This window comes from Citrobacter amalonaticus, assembly GCF_018323885.1.
Lineage (GTDB): Bacteria > Pseudomonadota > Gammaproteobacteria > Enterobacterales > Enterobacteriaceae > Citrobacter_A > Citrobacter_A amalonaticus.
In genome coordinates this window covers 2303556-2322251 of the sequence record NZ_AP024585.1, presented here as the reverse complement: position 1 = coordinate 2322251, position 18696 = coordinate 2303556, and the positions used below count along the sequence as shown (strand labels likewise).

The window sequence follows — 18696 nt, the reverse complement described above, 5'->3', positions numbered from 1 at the left end:
ATAATTGTCACACAATGTAACTCACTGTCTTATTAGCGTCTTGTTAGCATAAATTTAACATAAAGTTAAAGAGTTAACGCTCTTACCAAAGATGAAATAAATAAATCCGATTCCATTGATTAATACAGTTATGGTTGAGTGGGTAGAAAAATAAAATAAGAATTTTCTAACAAAAAATGAATATCCTAAAAATAAACGAGTGACGATTTGTCGCGCGAAGGTGAAGTCCGGGCCAGAAAGCGTACCAACCCGGTAGAGTGTTATGCGCGGCGTGTGGCCCACCAGCAGAGCAGAGAACCGATGCAGACCATAATGGCTCCCTGCCAGAAAGAGAACGATAGCGGGGCACTCAGCAGCACGGCTGCCAGCGCAGATGACAGCACCGGAGTGAAATACGAACCAACCGCCATGATGGTGACATTCCCGTGCAAAATTCCCACGTTCCAGGCCGCATAGGCAAAGCCCAATGTCAGGGCGGCAGAGACCAGTTTTATCACCACCGGTGTACTGAACACCATTTCAGGTTGCGGCGTCAGAAAATAGTGGACCCACAAACTGAGTGCGGTCAGTAAAACAAAAACCGTGATGCCATTAAATCCACGCGCATATTTATTGGTTACGGTACAGTAGGTCGCCCAGATAAATGCCCCAAGAAAGGCGAGAAAATAGCTCAATGGACTGCTGGTGATATTGCTGATAATTTCCCCTGGATTCAGACCATTTTCGCCCCCCAGCACCCAACAAATACCGGTTATCGCGAGCAGTAATCCAGGAACGATTATCCAGCTGGTTTTTTGACCATTAAACAGAATCGCGAATAAAATAGTCAGACTTGGCCATAAATAATTAACCATACCGACCTCAATCGCCTGATGACGTGTGGCGGCATAGCCCAACGATAACGCCAGACATATTTCATAACTGACAAACAGCACACTACCGGCGATTAAATAACCAACAGGAAAACGACGGATAGTGGGAAATCCCACGGTAAATATCAGTAACAGTCCACTTAATGAATAAATTGCCGCCGCACCGCCGACTGGCCCAAGTCCTTCACTGACGCCGCGAATCAGACCTACCATGGTGCTCCACAGCACAATGGCTATAAGTCCAATCAGCGTTGCTTTTTGTTTCGTCATTCCGTTTGCCGTTTCCCATGCCTTATCTAAAAAGAAGTCGAAATATATAGCACTTTTTTAGCGAAATTATCCAGGTGAATCCAAAGAGGGGTTACCACCTTAGTGGTATATAAAACCGACAATTGGGACTATTTAGTAGCGGAACCGTTTCGTTATTGATTTGACTCAAAAAAAATATGGGTATTGCTGTTAGTTTCCTCGGCGACATGACAACTCTGGAAAAAGAGGGAAAGCAATGAACGTCAGCCGCAGAAAGTTTTTTAAAATCTGCGCGGGCGGTATGGCTGGAACAACGGTTGCTGCGCTGGGATTTACGCCCAAAATGGCACTGGCTCAATCGCGAAATTATAAACTGTTGCGCGCGAAAGAGATCCGAAACACCTGCACATACTGTTCCGTAGGTTGCGGGCTATTAATGTATAGCCTGGGAGATGGAGCAAAAAACGCCAAAGAAGCGCTTTATCATATCGAAGGGGATCCGGATCATCCGGTCAGCCGTGGCGCATTGTGTCCGAAGGGCGCCGGTCTGCTGGATTACATTCATAGCGAAAACCGTCTGCGCTACCCGGAATACCGTGCACCCGGCTCCGACAAATGGCAACGCATTAGCTGGGATGAAGCACTGACCCGCATTGCAAAACTGATGAAAACCGACCGCGACGCCAACTTTATCGAGAAAAATGAACAGGGCGTAACGGTAAACCGCTGGCTTTCCACGGGGATGCTCTGCGCCTCCGCCGCCAGTAATGAAACCGGCATGCTGACGCAAAAATTTGTGCGCTCACTCGGCATGCTGGCAGTAGACAACCAGGCGCGCGTCTGACACGGACCAACGGTAGCAAGTCTTGCTCCAACATTTGGTCGCGGTGCGATGACCAACCACTGGGTTGATATCAAAAACGCCAACGTCGTGATGGTGATGGGCGGTAACGCCGCTGAAGCCCATCCAGTGGGTTTCCGCTGGGCGATGGAAGCGAAGAACAACAATGACGCCACGCTGATTGTTGTCGATCCCCGTTTTACCCGTACCGCCTCGGTTGCGGATATTTATGCGCCGATTCGCTCCGGCACGGACATTACGTTCCTGTCCGGTGTGCTGCGGTATCTGATTGAAAATAACAAAATTAACGCCGAATATGTCAGGCATTACACCAACGCCAGCCTGCTGGTGCGGGATGATTTTACCTTTGATGACGGTTTATTCAGCGGTTATGACGCGAAAAAGCGGCAGTACGATAAGTCGTCCTGGAACTACCAGTTCGATGAAAACGGCTATGCCAAACGCGATGACACTCTGTCGCATCCGCGCTGTGTATGGAATTTGCTGAAACAGCACGTTTCCCGCTATACGCCGGACGTCGTCGAGAACATCTGCGGGACGCCGAAGGCTGACTTCCTGAAAGTGTGTGACGTGCTGGCCTCCACCAGTGCGGCGGATCGTACAACCACGTTCCTGTATGCGCTGGGCTGGACCCAACATACGGTCGGGGCGCAGAACATCCGCACGATGGCGATGATCCAACTGTTGCTCGGCAACATGGGGATGGCCGGCGGCGGCGTGAACGCCCTGCGTGGTCACTCCAATATTCAGGGGCTGACTGACCTCGGACTGCTTTCCACCAGTTTGCCTGGCTATCTGACGCTGCCGTCGGAAAAGCAGAGCGACTGGCAGACCTGGCTGAACGCCAACACGCCGAAAGCCACGCTGGCGGATCAGGTGAACTACTGGAGCAACTATCCGAAGTTTGCCGTCAGCCTGATGAAAGCGTTCTACGGCGATGATGCGCAGAAAGAGAATGACTGGGGCTTTGACTGGTTGCCGAAATGGGATCAGGCCTACGACGTCATTAAATACTTCAACATGATGGATAGCGGGAAAGTCACCGGCTACATCTGTCAGGGCTTCAACCCGGTTGCGTCCTTCCCGGACAAAAACAAAGTGGTTCGCAGCCTGAGCAAGCTGAAGTACATGGTGGTGATCGATCCGCTGGTGACTGAAACCTCAACCTTCTGGCAGAACCACGGCGAGTCGAACGATGTCGATCCGGCGTCCATTCAGACGGAAGTGTTCCGCCTGCCATCCACCTGTTTTGCTGAAGAAGATGGCTCCATTGCCAACTCCGGGCGTTGGCTACAGTGGCACTGGAAAGGTCAGGATGCACCGGGTGAAGCGCGTAACGACGGTGAAATTCTGGCCGGGCTTTTCCATCGTCTGCGCGAAATGTATCGCACAGAAGGCGGTAAAGGTGTGGAACCGCTGCTGAAAATGCGCTGGGACTACAAACAGCCGGATCACCCAGAGTCAGAAGAAGTGGCGAAAGAGAACAACGGCTACGCGTTAGCCGATCTCTATGACGCCAACGGCGTGCTGATTGCGAAGAAAGGGCAACTGCTCACCAGCTTCGCGCAACTGCGTGATGATGGTACGACCTCGTCTTCCTGCTGGATCTACACCGGTAGCTGGACGGAGAAGGGCAACCAGATGGCCAACCGCGATAATGCCGACCCATCAGGGCTGGGCAACACGTTGGGTTGGGCATGGGCATGGCCGCTGAACCGTCGCGTGCTCTATAACCGTGCCTCAGCGGATATCAACGGTAAGCCGTGGGATGCGAAACGCATGCTGATCCAGTGGGACGGGGCGAAATGGACGGGTAACGATATCCCGGACTTCAACACCGCGCCTCCGGGCAGCGCAACCGGCCCGTTTATCATGCAGCCCGAAGGATTGGGGCGCTTGTTTGCCCTTGATAAACTGGCGGAAGGCCCGTTCCCTGAACACTACGAACCAATGGAAACGCCGCTGGGTACTAACCCGCTGCATCCGAACGTGGTGTCCAGCCCGGTCGTGCGCATCTATGAAGATGACGTCTTGCGCTTAGGGAAGAAGGACGCGTTCCCGTATGTCGGAACGACCTATCGTCTGACCGAACACTTCCACACCTGGACCAAGCACGCGCTGTTGAACGCTATCGCGCAGCCGGAACAGTTTGTGGAGATCAGCGAAACGCTGGCCGCCGCCAAAGGCATTGGCAACGGTGACTACGTGAAGGTAAGCAGCAAGCGCGGATTCATTCGTGCGGTTGCGGTGGTGACACGTCGTCTGCGTACGCTGCACGTCAACGGTCAGGAGGTTGAAACCGTCGGGATCCCGCTGCACTGGGGCTTTGAAGGGGTGGCGCGTAAAGGCTATATCGCCAACACCCTGACGCCAAACGTCGGTGACTCAAACTCGCAAACGCCGGAGTACAAAGCGTTTTTAGTTAACATCGAGAAGGCGTAAGGGGGGCGAGCATATGTCTTTGGAAACGCAGGACATCATCAAACGGTCCGCAACAAACACGATTACGCCGCCACCGCAGGCGCGTGATTACAAAGCCGAGGTCGCCAAGCTCATTGACGTCTCCTCCTGTGTGGGCTGCAAAGCCTGCCAGGTGGCTTGCTCTGAGTGGAACGATATCCGTGACGAGGTAGGACATTGTGTCGGGGTGTACGACAACCCCGCCGATCTCAGCGCCAAGTCCTGGACGGTGATGCGTTTTAGCGAAACCGAACAGAACGGCAAACTGGAATGGCTGATTCGTAAAGACGGCTGCATGCACTGTGAAGATCCGGGCTGCCTGAAGGCCTGCCCGTCTGCAGGTGCAATCATCCAGTATGCCAACGGGATTGTCGATTTTCAGTCCGAGCACTGCATTGGCTGTGGCTACTGCATCGCCGGGTGTCCGTTTAATATTCCGCGCCTTAATAAAGAGGACAACCGCGTCTATAAATGTACACTCTGCGTCGATCGCGTCAGCGTGGGTCAGGAACCGGCCTGTGTCAAAACCTGTCCGACCGGGGCGATTCATTTCGGCACCAAACAAGAGATGCTGGAAATGGGCGAGCAGCGCGTCGCGAAGCTAAAAGCGCGCGGCTACGAACATGCTGGTGTCTATAACCCTCAGGGCGTTGGCGGTACGCATGTGATGTATGTCCTGCATCACGCGGATCAGCCGGAGCTCTACCACGGTTTACCGAACGAGCCGAAAGTCGACACCTCTATCAATCTGTGGAAAGGGGCGCTGAAGCCACTGGCGGCCGCCGGATTTATCGCCACCTTTGCCGGGCTGATCTATCACTACATCGGTATAGGTCCGAACAAAGAAGTGGACGATGACGAGGAGGACCATCATGAGTAAATCGAAAATGATTGTGCGCACGAAGTTCATCGATCGCGCCTGTCACTGGACGGTGGTGATTTGCTTCTTCCTGGTCGCGCTGTCGGGGATTTCATTTTTCTTCCCGACGCTGCAATGGCTGACGCAAACCTTCGGTACGCCGCAGATGGGACGCATTTTGCACCCGTTCTTTGGCGTGGCGATCTTTATCGCGCTGATGTTCATGTTTGTCCGCTTCGTTCACCACAACATCCCGGACAAGAAAGACATACCGTGGCTGAAAAACATTGTCGAAGTGCTGAAAGGCAACGAACACAAAGTGGCGGATGTCGGCAAATATAATGCCGGGCAGAAGATGATGTTCTGGTCGATCATGAGCATGATTTTTGTGCTGCTGGTGACCGGCGTGATTATCTGGCGTCCGTATTTCGCGCAGTATTTCCCGATGCAGGTGGTGCGTTACAGCCTGCTGATCCACGCAGCGGCAGGGATCATTTTGATCCACGCCATCCTCATTCATATGTACATGGCATTCTGGGTGAAAGGATCGATTAAAGGGATGGTTGAAGGGAAGGTGAGTCGCCGCTGGGCGAAGAAGCACCACCCGCGCTGGTACCGTGATATCGAGAAAGCAGAAGCGAAAAAAGAGAGTGAAGAAGGGCTAAACTAATTCCTTTTTCAGCAGATGAAGGCGCTACGCAGGTAGCGCCTTTTTTTTGCCATAAAAACGTCATGATCCTGTCATTAGCTAAACGTAACGTGTTGTCTTCACTAATAACCGAAGAGTTAACCAACAATGCATCTGGTCAAAAAATTGCTCGCTGTGAGCGTACTTCTTTCCGCGTCAGTTCAGGCGCAGAACATCCTCGAATTCCCACAGCCGGAGAACAATCCGGAAGAATTTTACGCCGTGACGGAAATCCCGGCAGGCGGGATCATTAAATATGAAACCGACGCCAATACCGGCTTTATCGTTGCAGACCGCTTTCAGTCGATGCCGGTGGCCTATCCGGCAAACTACGGTTCGCTGACCCAGTCGCTGGCAGGTGATGGCGATCCACTGGATGTGATTTTCTATACCCGCGCGCCGATGGCTCCGGGTACGCTGATCAAACTGCGTGCGATTGGCGTACTGAAAATGATTGATGGCGGCGAGAAGGATGACAAAATTGTGGCGGTTCCCGCCAGCAAAATTGATCCTACGTATGACAATATCAAGGAACTGGCCGACCTGCCGAAAATCGAAGTTCAGCGCCTGGAATCGTTCTTCCGCGTCTACAAAGAATTACCGGAAGGACGCAAGAAAGTGGAGCTGAACGGCTTTAACGACGCGGCGACCGCAAAGCAGGAAATCAAACAGGCATGGGACGCCTGGAAAGCGAAAAAACCACAGCAATAAGCGATTTTGCCGGACGGGGTTTACCCGTCCGGCTGTCAACGCGATTACTGCACCGCCAGACGGCGCAGGCGGGACACGTCCACGCTTTTTTGCGCTTGTGCCAGACTCCAGGTATTTTGCAGATTTAGCCACATTTCCGGGGAGCTGCCGATCACCACCGAGACGGGCATTGAGGGTTAAAGACGCGCGGTGATGTCGTCTATCTCTTTACGCCACTGAGCCTGCAACTGCGGTTTCTGGTGTCTCGGTTTTCGCGCCAGATCCTCAGCCAGACGCTGTTCGAGTACGAGCAGTTTTTCCAGCAGTTGCTCCTCATCAACCAGCTCCGCGACCAGTGAAGCATTATCCTCCAACACCGCTGGTAAGTGTTCTGTTGCGGACTGTCGGATACGGGCATTGATGGCGTCGACATCGTGCCATTCGCTGAGCTCGCCGTCGTCAACAAACCAAAACCGATTACAGCTCTGGCTGATGAGTTGCCGATCGTGACTGACCAGCAGCACGCCGCCTTCAAAGCTTTGCAGCGTCTGCGCCAGCGCCTCTTTACCTTCCATATCCAGATGGTTGGTCGGTTCATCCAGCATCAGCAGGCTATAGCGCGCCAGCGACAGACCGACAAACAGCAGACGAGAGCGCTCGCCACCGCTTAACGTACTGACCGATTGCGCGTGGCGTATCCACGGGAATCCCGCGCTAATTAGCGCCATTTTACGGATATCCGGCTGCGGGGCGAACGGTTCCAGGGCGTCAAACAGCGACGCGTCATCCGGTAATTGATGCAGCGTTTGATCGTAGTAGCCCAGCGCCACGCGAGGGTGGAGGCGCAGCGAATCTGATTCCTGTTCGGTCTGATAATGTTGCCAGATCAGTTTTAACAGCGACGATTTACCGCAACCGTTGCGCCCGACAATCGCCACCCGATCGCCGCTCTTCAAACGGATGCCCGCAATGGTAAACAGCGTCGGCGCCTCCGGGGCAGGCGTGACCGACAACTGAGACAGTTCCAGCAGACGGTCTGCCCGCAGCGCGTCTCCGCGCAATGTTAGTGACCACTGACTTCCTGCCGTCAGATCCGTTTGCACCTCCTTCAGACGTAATACCTGCTTTTCCATTTGCTTCGCTTTGCGCGACAGATCTTCGTTATCATACACCCGGCCCCAGGTGGCCAGTCGTTTCGCACTGGCGGTGATGCGATCGATCTCTTTTTGTTCCGCCTTATGGCGCAACACGTCGCTGGCGTCGCGTTCAAGCAGTGCCTGGCGTGCCGCGCTACAGGGCAATGCAAAGGCGTGTAGGGTACGATCGCGCAAGATCCACGTGCCGTTTGTGATCGCGTCGAGCAGTTGCGGATCGTGAGACACGACCACAAAACTGCCGGACCAGTTCTGTAGAAACTGCTCCAGCCACAGTAACGTCGGTAAATCCAGGTGGTTTCCCGGTTCGTCAAGCAGCAGCAGATCAGGCTGGCGCATCAGCGCGCGGGCCAGCAGTAAACGTGTATGCTGACCGCCACTCAAGGTTTGTGCCGTTAATTGCCGATCCTGGACACTGAAGCCCATTTGCGCGAGTAACGCCTCGACCTGCCAGAGCTGGCTGGCCCGTTCATGTTCAGGAAGTTGTGCCAGAACGGCTTCCTGTAACGTCAGCGGCAGGATCTCGTCGGGCAGGTGCTGTTCGACACGCGCAAGATGACAGTGGTTCGCCAGCGCCAGGCTGCCGCCAGTCGGGACAATCGAACCGTCGAGAACTTTCAGCAGCGTGCTTTTGCCGCAGCCGTTGTAGCCGATAAGCCCAATGCGATCGCCTTTTTTCAGGGTAAACGTCAGATCGTCGAAAAGCGTGCCGAACGCGGTATCAACGTGCAGGGATTGTGCGGTTAGTAATGTGCTCATTGTTGCTTACTCAAGAGTTACAGGCGTCAAAACGCCTCGTCAAACATCGCTGACGATAACCCGGTAAGCCCGAGAGAAGGGGAATTCAGAAGTTAGCTTCGCTCAAGCAGAAGTTATCGCAGCACGATACCGATAACGCTTGAGCACTGGCGATCGCCAAAAGCATGTGAAGCGATGAAGCGTTCACAGTACAGCATAAGTATCCTCCTTTTATTTATCCGAATGTTAATCGATGGCGAAAGTGTAATCGCAAGTGATGAGACAGCGCAAGCCTGAAGGCCCGGCAGCGCGTGCTACCGGGCAGTTCGTCAGATAGACGTACGACGATAGTCGCGATATTCCGCCTGCCAGAAGTTCTCTTCGATAGCCTGCAACAGCGCTTCAGCGGAGGTTTTCACCGCCACACCCTGTTGCTGCGCCATCTTCCCGACGGCAAACGCAATGGCGCGCGAGACGGTCTGAATGTCTTTCAGTTCAGGCAACACCAGACCTTCACCGTTAAGCACCAGCGGCGAGTACTGGGCCAGCGTTTCACTGGCGGACATCAGCATCTCATCGGTAATGCGGGAGGCGCCGGAAGCAATCACACCCAGCCCAATCCCCGGGAAAATATAGGCATTGTTACACTGGGCGATGGGATAGACTTTGTCTTTCCAGACCACCGGCATAAACGGGCTACCGGTAGCGACCAGCGCGTTGCCTTCGGTCCAGGCGATGATGTCCTGCGGCGTCGCTTCCACACGCGAGGTGGGGTTAGACAGCGGCATCACGATCGGACGCGGGCAATACTTGTGCATTTCGCGGATGATTTCTTCAGTGAACAGACCGGTTTGCCCGGAAACCCCAATCAGAATATCAGGCTTAACGTTACGGACCACATCAAGCAGCGACAGCACTTCGTTGTCGCTGTCCCACGCCTGCAGATTTTCACGCTTCTGCACCAGTTTGGTCTGGAAGGAGAGCAGATTCGGCATCTGGTCAGTCAGCAGGCCAAAGCGATCCACCATGAAGACTCTCTCACGCGCGGCCTCTTCACTTAATCCTTCCCGCTGGATCTGGGCAATGATCTGTTCGGCGATACCGCAACCAGCGGAACCCGCGCCGAGGAAAACAATTTTCTGTTCGCTAAGCTGGCTGCCTGCCGCCCGGCTGGCGGCGATCAGCGTACCGACGGTCACCGCGGCGGTGCCCTGAATGTCGTCGTTGAACGAACAGATTTCGTCGCGATAGCGGTTAAGTAGCGGCATGGCGTTTTTCTGCGCGAAGTCTTCAAACTGCAGCAGAACGTCCGGCCAGCGATGCTTAACGGCCTGAATGAATTCATCGACAAACGCATAGTATTCGTCGTCGGTGATGCGCGGATTGCGCCAGCCCATGTATAACGGATCGTTGAGCAGTTGCGGGTTGTTAGTTCCCACATCCAGCACGACGGGCAGGGTGTAGGCCGGGCTGATGCCACCACAGGCGGTATACAGCGAAAGCTTACCGATGGGAATACCCATCCCGCCGATCCCCTGATCGCCAAGACCAAGAATTCGCTCACCGTCGGTGACCACAATCACTTTGATGTTGTGGTTGGGGACGTTTTGCAGGATGTCATCCATGTTGTGGCGGTTCTGATAAGAGATGAACACGCCGCGCGCGCGACGATAAATCTCGGAGAAACGTTCACAGGCCGCACCTACCGTTGGGGTATAGATCACTGGCATCATCTCATCGAGATGGTTGTTAACCAGTCGGTAGAACAGGGTTTCGTTGGTATCCTGGATATTGCGCAGGTAGATATGCTTGTCGATTTCCGTTTTGAATCCCTGATACTGGATCCAGGCACGTTCTGCCTGTTCTTCAATCGACTCGACCACTTCCGGCAGTAACCCCAGCAGGTTGAAGTTACGGCGCTCTTCCATGCTGAATGCACTGCCTTTATTCAGTAAGGGGAATTCCAGCAATACAGGGCCAGCGTAAGGAATATAAAGGGAACGCAGTTTTTTACTTTTGGTTTCCATGTCACTCACTCTTTTTTTGAATATCCGTCCCTGGCACTTTTTATAATATGTTGCCATTCCGCCAGGGCATCGGGCACAGAGTATAAAGCATCGTGCATGAATTAAGGCTTTTGTAAGCAAAAACACCATCGCGTTTGCGATGGTGTTTATCGTCATATTCGGGCTGTGCGGTTACTTTTTGCTGTCTGCGTGGCGTTTTCTGCCGGTAGGGTTGTTCACCACGCTGGATTTATCACCTTCAGTCACCACTTTGCGCTGATTGGAGATTTTATGGTCCAGTCCAAGAATATGACGGGCCTGACGGTTCGATTTCATTCTAACTCCTTTATCCTGTTACTGGTTTCAAGGATGAGTCCATATGACTGCGGACGAAATATAACCCTTAAGGTCGACGGTACCGATGGATACCGACCTGATTGATAGTCGGACATTTAATCGGAAAGGTCAATGTGTAAGCAGGGAATTAAGAAGTCTCTGCTAACGGCCACGAAATCGGGTGAGCGTCCTATACTTGTTATCCCGACGACAATAAGGAGCGAACGATGACAATCCATAAGAAAGGTCAGGCACACTGGGAAGGCGACATCAAACGCGGAAAAGGCACCGTTTCGACGGAAAGCGGCGTGCTGAACCAGCAGCCTTATGGTTTCAATACCCGTTTTGAAGGGGCGAAAGGCACCAATCCGGAAGAGTTGATCGGCGCAGCGCATGCTGCCTGTTTCTCTATGGCGCTTTCATTGATGCTTGGTGAGGCGGGCTTTACGCCGGAGGCTATCGACACCACGGCTGACGTGTCGCTGGACAAAGTTGATGCCGGTTTTGCGATTACCAAAATCGCGCTGCACAGCGAAGTGAACGTGCCGGGAATCGATGTCGCCACCTTCGACGGTATTATTCAGAAAGCGAAAGCCGGCTGCCCGGTGTCGCAGGTGCTGAAAGCTGAAATCACCCTCGATTATCAACTGAAGTCGTAACGGCAGTATTGCCCGGTCGCGCGATGCTGACCGGGCATAAATACGTTGAATTCGGCCTACGATTCCCGGGCATTATCAGGCACGCCAACAACGTACGTCAGTTCCCGCATCAAGCCTGCGCAGCGCCTGTCGAGTTTCGCAGCCGTGGGTCGCCAACGGGCACCGGTCGCGAAAAAAACAGCCCGTCGGCAGTACCCGGTTGCCAGGTAATTCCGTTTTGCGAATTACCCGTTCTTCAGCCAACGGCACGCCGGTTTTTGGCACGGAATCCAGCAGCAGACGGGTATAAGGATGTGCCGGGGTGGAGAGCACCTGCGCGGTATCGCCGAGTTCGACGATTTGCCCGAGGTACATCACTGCCACCCGGTCGCTCATATGGCGTACAACCGAGACATTATGTGAGATCAGAATGTAGGTCAGATTGCGACTGGCCTGCAACGCAACCAGCAGATTCAGGATCTGCGCCTGGACGGAAATATCCAGCGCGGAGGTCGGCTCATCCAGCACGATCACATCCGGTTCTGACGACAGTGCTCGGGCAATCGCGATACGCTGGCGCTGTCCGCCAGAGAAAGCGTGCGGCAGACGATCGAGATATTCCGGACGTATCCCGACCTGGCTGGCTAAGGTTGCCGCCAGCGCCCGTCGCTCCCGTTCACTGCTGCGTGTTTGAATCCACACCGGTTCGGTGATAATTCGCCACACTGGCAGACGTGGATCCAGTGAGGAGAGCGGGTCCTGAAATACCATCTGCATTTCGGTCGACGATGAATCCTGTTGATACTGCCCCTGGCTGGGCTTTAGCATTCCCATAAGCAACTGTGCCAGTGTGCTTTTCCCACAGCCGGATTCACCGACAATCCCCAGCGTTTCGCCCCGGCGGATCTGTAAATCCATGCCGTTGAGCGCATGCACGCGTTCGGTGACCCGTCCCAGCCAGTTTTTCTTCGCCGGGAAATTGACGTGCACATCGTGTAAAGCCAGTAACGTTTCAGACATGAGGATTCTCCAGATGAGGATACCAGCAGGCCGAGTGCTGGTTGCCAGCGCCATGTGGGCTCATCGCGGGTACCGTTTCACAAAGCGGGCCCGCGGCAAAGCAGCGATCCCGGAACGCGCAGCCGCGCGGCAGACGGGTGAGATCCGGTACGGTGCCAGGGATCGCCGGCAGCGGCTGGCGTGCTTCTCCCTGCTCCGGAGCGCATTTCAGCAGGCCAATCGAATAGGGATGGGTAGGATGGTGGATCACGGCATCGGTCTGACCACTTTCAATCACGCTGCCGGCATACATCACGTACAGTCGATCGCACAGTTGCGATACCACCGCCATGTCATGACTGATAAACAGCACGGCCGTACCGCTGGCGCGGGCCTTGTGTTTCAGCAGGCGCAGCACCTGCAACTGTACGGTGACATCCAGCGCAGTGGTAGGTTCATCAGCGATGATCAGCGCCGGTTCGCAGGAGAAGGCAAGGGCGATCATTACCCGCTGACGCATGCCGCCTGAAAGCTCAAACGGAAAGCGGCTCATCACGCCGGCGGCGTCGGGGATCTGCATCTCCTCCAGCAGGGTAATCGCCTTTTCCCTGGCCTGCGCACGGCTCACCGTCTGATGATGGCGAATCACTTCCACCATCTGCTGGCCGATACGTCGCGTCGGGTTGAGGGCCGTCATCGGCTCCTGGAAGATCATCGCCACGCGCGCGCCGCGCCATTGACGCATTTGTTTCTCGCTGGCGTTCAGCACATCTTCGCCCAGTAGCGAGACGCGCCCCTGATGAATGCGGTAGCTGCCTTCCGGCAGCAGGCGCATGGTGAGCATTGCGGTGACTGACTTCCCTGAACCCGATTCACCCACCACGCCAACAATCTCGCCGCGTTGAATGCGCAGCGACACATGGCTCAGGGCGTGAACGTCGGCCTTGTATCCCGGAAAACTCAAGTGTAAATCGTCTATTTCCAGCACCGGTTGAGTCATTACTGTTTTCCTCCTGCTTTCGGATCCAATAAATCACGGATCCCATCACCGAACAGGTTAAAACCGACGGCCGTGATCAGGATGGCGGCGCCAGGGAAAGCGCAATACCACCACTGATCGAGAACGTAATTACGACCAATCGCGACCATCGCGCCCCATTCGGCGCTCGGTTGCTGAGCGCCAAGCCCGATAAAGCCCAGCGTGGCCGCCATCAGAATGGCGCTGCCAATATCCAGCGATGCCTGCACAATCAGCGGCGGCAACGAGTTACGCAGGATGTGCCAGCTAATCAAATGCCAGCGGGAAGCGCCATACGTGCGGGCGGCCTGAACATAGGTAAACTGGCGCACGACCAGCGTTTGCCCCCGCGCCAGACGCACGTAAAAGGGAATACGTACAATGGCAATCGCCAGCATCGCGTTAAACAGACTCGGCCCGAGCGCTGCGGCCAGCGCCATCGTCAGCACCAGCGAGGGGATCGACAGCATAATATCCATCATCCGCATGATGATGGCGTCAGCGCGACCGCCCATGACGCCGGACAGGCAGCCGAGCAGTGAGCCAATACCGCCCGCAATCCCGACCACCACCAGCCCGGCGACAATCGACTGCTGGCTGCCCACCAGCACGCGGCTGAACAGGTCGCGTCCAACCTCATCGGTTCCGAACCAGTGCGCCGCCGTTGGCGGCAACAGCCGCGCACTTAAATCGATTGCATTCGGATCGTAAGGCGTAATCCACGGCGACAGCACCATCAATAACAGCATCAGGACAATAATCACACCGCCAATCATCGTCAGCGGACTGCTTTTCATCAGCCAGAGCAGTCTGGCCCAGTCAATGCGCCGACGCGTCACGCGTACCGGCGTCTCTTCGGTTAACATCATTCAGCACCTCCACGCCCAATGCGCGGGTCCACCCACAGATAGAGCAGATCCACCACCAGATTGACCAGTACATAGGCAAAAGAGACCACCACGGCGAAGCCCATCACAGCCGGGAAATCGAGCGCCTGAATAGAGGTCACCACCCAGGCGCCCATTCCGGGCCAGGCAAAGACGGTTTCGGTCAGTACCGCGCCATACAACAGATCGCCCAACGCCAGTCCAAGCACGGTAATTGACGGGATCAACGCGTTGGGTAGCGCATAACACAGCACGATGTACCAGCCGGGAAGACCGCTGGCTTTCGCCGTGCGGATATAATCTTCGCTGAGCTGTTCCAGCATCGCGGAGCGGATTTGCCGCGCCACAATTCCCAGGTGAACAAACGCCAGCGTCAACGACGGTAAAATCAGATGCTGTAAGGCATTAAAAAAGACCTCACCGTTGCCTTCCAGCAGGGCATCGATCAGATAAAACCCGGTGACATGCGTTGGCGGATCCAGCCAGTCATCCAGTCGTCCGCCACCCGGCAAAATTTGCAGATGGCCGTAAAACAGCACGATGACGCCCAGCCCCAGCCAGAAGGCTGGCGTCGAAATACCGGTGATTGCCATCAGACGTACCAGGTGATCCAGCCAGCGGTTACGCCAGACGGCGGAAAGAATGCCCAACGGAATACCGATGACCAGCGCCAGCAGCAGTGAACAAAAGGCCAGTTCCAGCGTTGCCGGGAAAAAGACGCGAAGTTCTTCCATCACCGGACGCCCGGTGCGAATGGAAATGCCTAAGTCCCCGTGGAAGACATCGCTCACGTAGCGCGCGAACTGCACATACAGCGGTTGATTCAGCCCAAGCTGTTGGCGAATGTTTTCGACAATTTCGTCGCTTGCCCGGTCGCCCGCCAGCAGGCGCGCCGGATCGCCGGGGATCAGGTGCGAAATAATAAAGGTGATGACGCAAACGCCGGCCACCACAAGGACAAGTCCCCAGCAGCGCTGGCGCAAAATGCTCCAGAAAGTCATTGGCTTCCCCTTGCGGAGCCTGTACGGCTCCGCATTAACGTGGCTTATTTGCTCATGGTGCCGATATTAAAGACCTGTTCGAGCATCGGGTTGAACACGAAGCCTTTGACCTCTTTGTTCATCGCTAACTGGTAGTTCTTCTGGAACAGGTAGACGTAGGCCGCTTCATCAATGACGATTTTCTGCGCCTGCTGGTAGTCCTTGGTTCTGGCGGTCTGGTCGGTGGTGCTTAGCGCACTGCGCAACAGCTTGTCGACATCGGCGTTTTCATAGAACGAGCGGTTACCGGGTAGTCCTTTCTTGTCAGACTCGAACCAGTAGTTCATGAACATATAGGGGTCAGCGAAATCCGGGCTCCAGTTGCCGATGGCGATGTCATAATCACCTTTGCCTACACGGTCACGCATAGTGGCGTTCGCCAGTTTCTCCAGCTTGACGGTAATTCCCAGTTTGCTGAGGCTGGCCTGAGTGGCAAGGGCGATCGGCTCCCAGTTCGGATCGTTGTCGGAATAGAGGAAGCTCAGGCTGGTGGGTTTGCTGGCAACTTTTTCCCATTCCGCTTTCGCTTTGGCTTCATCAAAGTTGTATTGCAACGCAGAGGCGTCGTAACCCCACATGCCTTCCGGGATCGGCCCGCGCATCTGTTTGCCGTTGCCGCTGAGGATCCCTTTCACCATTCCCTGATAGTCGGTGGACCAGGAAATCGCCCGGCGCAGATCCGCCTGATTCAGCGGTGCTTTGCTGTTGTTCAGATAGAGATAGGTCACGCGCAGTGACGGATAGTCAGCTACGGCAACTTTGCCTTCCTGTTTTAACGCGTTAAGCTGATCCACCGGCAGGGCATCCGCGATGTCGATATCGCCGCGCGACAGTTGCAGACGACGCGACGCGCTCTCGCCGATAATTTTCACCGATACGCGTTTAAAGTTCGGTTTTGGACCGGCGTAATGCGGGTTCGGGACCAACACCAGCTGTTGGCCTTTCTGCCAGCTTTTCAGCATAAACGGCCCGGAACCTGCGGTGTTTTGCGCCAGAAAACCACGGGCGTCATCTGCGGCATGCGCTTTAAGCACCGCCGGGTTGATGATGGACGCGCCGTCATTGGCCAGCGTGTAAAGGAACGGGGCGAACGGTTGACTGAGGGTAAATTTCACCGTGTGCGCATCGACCGCGTCTACCTTGAGATCTTTAGGAAACGCTTCTGCCGGCCCCTGGCTGATTTTCAGCAGGCGTTCGAAGGACTGTTTCACCGCCTCAGCGGTGACGGGGGAACCATCGGCAAATTTGGCCTGATCGTTAAGCGTAAAAGTCCACTCTTTCTGGTCATCAGAGGCTTTCCAGCCGCTTGCCAGGTCACCCTCCACCTCGGTTGAGCCTTTATCGCCTTCGGTTTTGTACTTCACCAGACGCTGATAGGACGGGTAGGTCACCGTCCAGTCGTTATTATCGATAGTCACCGCCGGATCAAGGGTTTGCGGATCAGCGGCTTTACCGATCACCAGCATGTCTTTCGGGACGGCAGCCTGGACCGCAGGCAGGGCCATCGCCAGGGAAACGGCAATCAACGCGGGACGAAACAACGAAGTTACTTTCATGACGACGCTCCGGAATCAAAAAGAGGTGTGTGTTGTTGTGGTTGTAACGGGAAAACAGGCAATACAGTCTTCCAGCAGCGGATAGCGACTCGCGGCGGGTAACTCAAAATGCCACCACTCGCTGCTGATGCCGACAAAGCCACCGCCAAACATAATGGCGTTGAGTAACAACCGGTTACGCTGTGCAGCGGCAGGAACAGAAGGGTGATATGCATGTGAACGGTCGTGCATTTCATCAAAACCCGCGCCCATATCGAGGATCTTGCCATTGGCGTCTTTCAGCGTGACGTCGATGGCCGTTCCGCGACTGTGGTTCGAGCCGATGGCTACATCGACCACGTACTGCGGATCGGGGCAGGCATCCCACAGGATTGACTGTGCCTGTTGCGGACGATAGGCGTCATACACCACCAGAGAAAGGCCCGCCAGTTGCGCAATGCTGATGCTTTTCGCCAGCGCGGTGACCGCATCCTGGTGCAGCAGGCAGCGCGATTCGCGATAAATCGGCGCGCCGGTCAGGTTATCGGCGGTCGCATATTTGAGGTCGATATCCAGCGTCGGAAAAATCACCGACAGATCGACCAGTTGCGGAGTTTCAGACATAGCACGTTTCCTGTTTATTGTTCGAATTGACCAAATTCTTGTTGTAACTGGCGGTTGGTCTGTAGCCGCCCGGTAAGTGAATCGCCCAGTTGTTCCGCCACGCCGGAAAGCAGCAGGTTGAACAGGCAGCTCACCGGCGCCAGCGAATCCCAGAAATGTCCGGTGTCCGTTTTCACCTGCAGTAAATCAATGGGGTAATCCCGCGCCCAGGGACACCAGACATCGGTGATCAGCGCCAGCGGAATGTGCCGCTCGCTGGCGACGCGACAGTACTGCCGGGCGATGGCGGAGTAAGCGCGGGTATCGGTCAGCACCACATACGGTTTCTCAAATCCGGAGTTGAGGGATTCCACCCAACTGCCGGAGAGCCCTTCGGAGTAGTTCACCCGAGGACGCAGATATTCGAGATGACTGAAGAAGGCATTGGCGATCCCCCGCGTCGACTGGATCCCCAGGACATACACCGCTTCCGCCTGCGCCAGTTGTCGGGTAATACGCTGGAAAGCGTCCCCTTGCGCCAGTTGATAAACATGGGCGATCGCGTCAATCTCCAGCGATAGCGACTGCCGCGCGCGGTCCGGCAACTGTTGCTGTTGTTGCCAGGAGTCCAGACGTTCGTTCATTCCCCAGGGCTGATAGGGGACAGAAGGCAGTTCACGCAGGCTGGCTTTAGCATCTTCCAGATTGCGATAGCCGATTTTGCGCAGATAGCGCCCAACGGTAATCCCGCTGGTGCCCGTTGCTTTGCCAATGCTGTCGGCGGTTTCAAACGGGATTTGCGCCACGTGGGTCAACAGCCAACTGGCAACCCGCTTTTCACTCGGCGTATGCAGGCTGAAGGTCTGTTCAATTCGGTTCAGTAACTCAGGTTTTGCTGTCATCACCGTCTCGCTGTTACCAGGCTGTCAAATGTCCACTGACTGTTAGTTAATTAACAATGCAGGACGCGTGCCATGTTCGAAAACGCCGCCGCGACGGGCGTTAATTGTTAAATTAATGCCGTATTAGTTAACTTATGATCAACATTTGTGCAGCGTAGTG

The 18696-nt window shown here is 54.9% G+C and carries 16 protein-coding genes and 1 pseudogene; 5 read left to right on the top strand and 12 right to left on the bottom strand.

Annotated elements, in window-relative coordinates:
* Positions 1-260: 260 nt before the first annotated feature.
* Positions 261-1142, bottom strand: a complete 882-nt coding sequence (yddG, locus tag KI228_RS10910; RefSeq protein ID WP_044257934.1) for an aromatic amino acid efflux DMT transporter YddG — start codon at positions 1140-1142, stop codon at positions 261-263.
* 235 nt (positions 1143-1377) lie between these two features.
* Between yddG and fdnG the strand changes: the two genes are divergently transcribed.
* From fdnG to KI228_RS10890, 4 genes are all read left to right on the top strand, one after another.
* Positions 1378-4425: a formate dehydrogenase-N subunit alpha gene (gene fdnG / locus KI228_RS10905; RefSeq protein ID WP_141227522.1), complete on the top strand. Its 3048-nt coding sequence runs from the start codon at positions 1378-1380 to the stop codon at positions 4423-4425.
* Between the two features lie 13 nt (positions 4426-4438).
* On the top strand, positions 4439-5323 hold the full coding sequence (fdxH, locus tag KI228_RS10900; RefSeq protein WP_043000690.1) for a formate dehydrogenase subunit beta: 885 nt from the start codon (positions 4439-4441) through the stop codon (positions 5321-5323).
* Positions 5316-5972 (top strand): formate dehydrogenase-N subunit gamma, encoded by a 657-nt coding sequence (fdnI, locus tag KI228_RS10895; protein ID WP_043000691.1) that lies wholly within the window; start codon positions 5316-5318, stop codon positions 5970-5972. Before fdxH ends, fdnI begins: the two co-directional genes overlap by 8 nt.
* Positions 5973-6098: 126 nt before the next feature.
* Positions 6099-6701 (top strand): inorganic diphosphatase, encoded by a 603-nt coding sequence (locus KI228_RS10890; protein WP_044257938.1) that lies wholly within the window; start codon positions 6099-6101, stop codon positions 6699-6701.
* A gap of 44 nt (positions 6702-6745) precedes the next feature.
* Here KI228_RS10890 and KI228_RS10885 read toward each other — a convergent pair.
* The 4 genes and pseudogenes from KI228_RS10885 to sra all read right to left on the bottom strand — a co-directional run.
* Positions 6746-6874: pseudogene (locus tag KI228_RS10885) on the bottom strand (HigA family addiction module antitoxin); the annotation flags it as partial.
* 3 nt (positions 6875-6877) lie between these two features.
* Positions 6878-8593, bottom strand: a complete 1716-nt coding sequence (locus tag KI228_RS10880) for an ABC-F family ATP-binding cassette domain-containing protein (RefSeq protein ID WP_141227521.1) — start codon at positions 8591-8593, stop codon at positions 6878-6880.
* Between the two features lie 308 nt (positions 8594-8901).
* Complete coding sequence (maeA, locus tag KI228_RS10875) at positions 8902-10599, bottom strand: malate dehydrogenase (RefSeq protein WP_061070119.1); 1698 nt, start codon at positions 10597-10599, stop codon at positions 8902-8904.
* 171 nt (positions 10600-10770) lie between these two features.
* Complete coding sequence (gene sra, locus KI228_RS10870) at positions 10771-10914, bottom strand: stationary-phase-induced ribosome-associated protein (RefSeq protein ID WP_042319017.1); 144 nt, start codon at positions 10912-10914, stop codon at positions 10771-10773.
* Between the two features lie 227 nt (positions 10915-11141).
* On the opposite strand from sra, the gene osmC reads away from it, so the two are divergent.
* A complete protein-coding gene (gene osmC / locus KI228_RS10865) occupies positions 11142-11573 on the top strand; it encodes a peroxiredoxin OsmC (protein WP_061070120.1) in 432 nt (143 codons plus the stop codon).
* 75 nt (positions 11574-11648) lie between these two features.
* On the opposite strand, the gene KI228_RS10860 is transcribed toward osmC, so the two are convergent.
* The 7 genes from KI228_RS10860 to KI228_RS10830 are packed head-to-tail and all read right to left on the bottom strand — an operon-like array spanning position 11649 to position 18536.
* The gene (locus KI228_RS10860; RefSeq protein WP_043000698.1) at positions 11649-12572 is read right to left on the bottom strand and encodes an oligopeptide/dipeptide ABC transporter ATP-binding protein; all 924 of its coding nucleotides are present in this window, start codon (positions 12570-12572) and stop codon (positions 11649-11651) included.
* The gene (locus KI228_RS10855; protein ID WP_061070121.1) at positions 12565-13551 is read right to left on the bottom strand and encodes an ABC transporter ATP-binding protein; all 987 of its coding nucleotides are present in this window, start codon (positions 13549-13551) and stop codon (positions 12565-12567) included. Before KI228_RS10855 ends, KI228_RS10860 begins: the two co-directional genes overlap by 8 nt.
* Entirely contained in the window at positions 13551-14438 is an 888-nt protein-coding gene (gene ddpC / locus KI228_RS10850) for a D,D-dipeptide ABC transporter permease (RefSeq protein WP_043000700.1), read from the bottom strand. The genes KI228_RS10855 and ddpC overlap by 1 nt, the downstream gene beginning before the upstream one ends.
* A complete protein-coding gene (locus tag KI228_RS10845; protein ID WP_054177023.1) occupies positions 14435-15457 on the bottom strand; it encodes an ABC transporter permease in 1023 nt (340 codons plus the stop codon). Before KI228_RS10845 ends, ddpC begins: the two co-directional genes overlap by 4 nt.
* Positions 15458-15501: 44 nt before the next feature.
* The gene (locus KI228_RS10840) at positions 15502-17052 is read right to left on the bottom strand and encodes an ABC transporter substrate-binding protein (protein WP_061070122.1); all 1551 of its coding nucleotides are present in this window, start codon (positions 17050-17052) and stop codon (positions 15502-15504) included.
* Positions 17053-17067: 15 nt separating this feature from the next.
* Entirely contained in the window at positions 17068-17655 is a 588-nt protein-coding gene (ddpX, locus tag KI228_RS10835; RefSeq protein WP_044267621.1) for a D-alanyl-D-alanine dipeptidase, read from the bottom strand.
* Between the two features lie 14 nt (positions 17656-17669).
* Positions 17670-18536 carry a MurR/RpiR family transcriptional regulator gene (locus KI228_RS10830; protein ID WP_044267623.1) on the bottom strand — a complete coding sequence of 289 codons (867 nt, stop codon included), beginning with the start codon at positions 18534-18536 and terminating at the stop codon, positions 17670-17672.
* Positions 18537-18696: the final 160 nt, after the last annotated feature.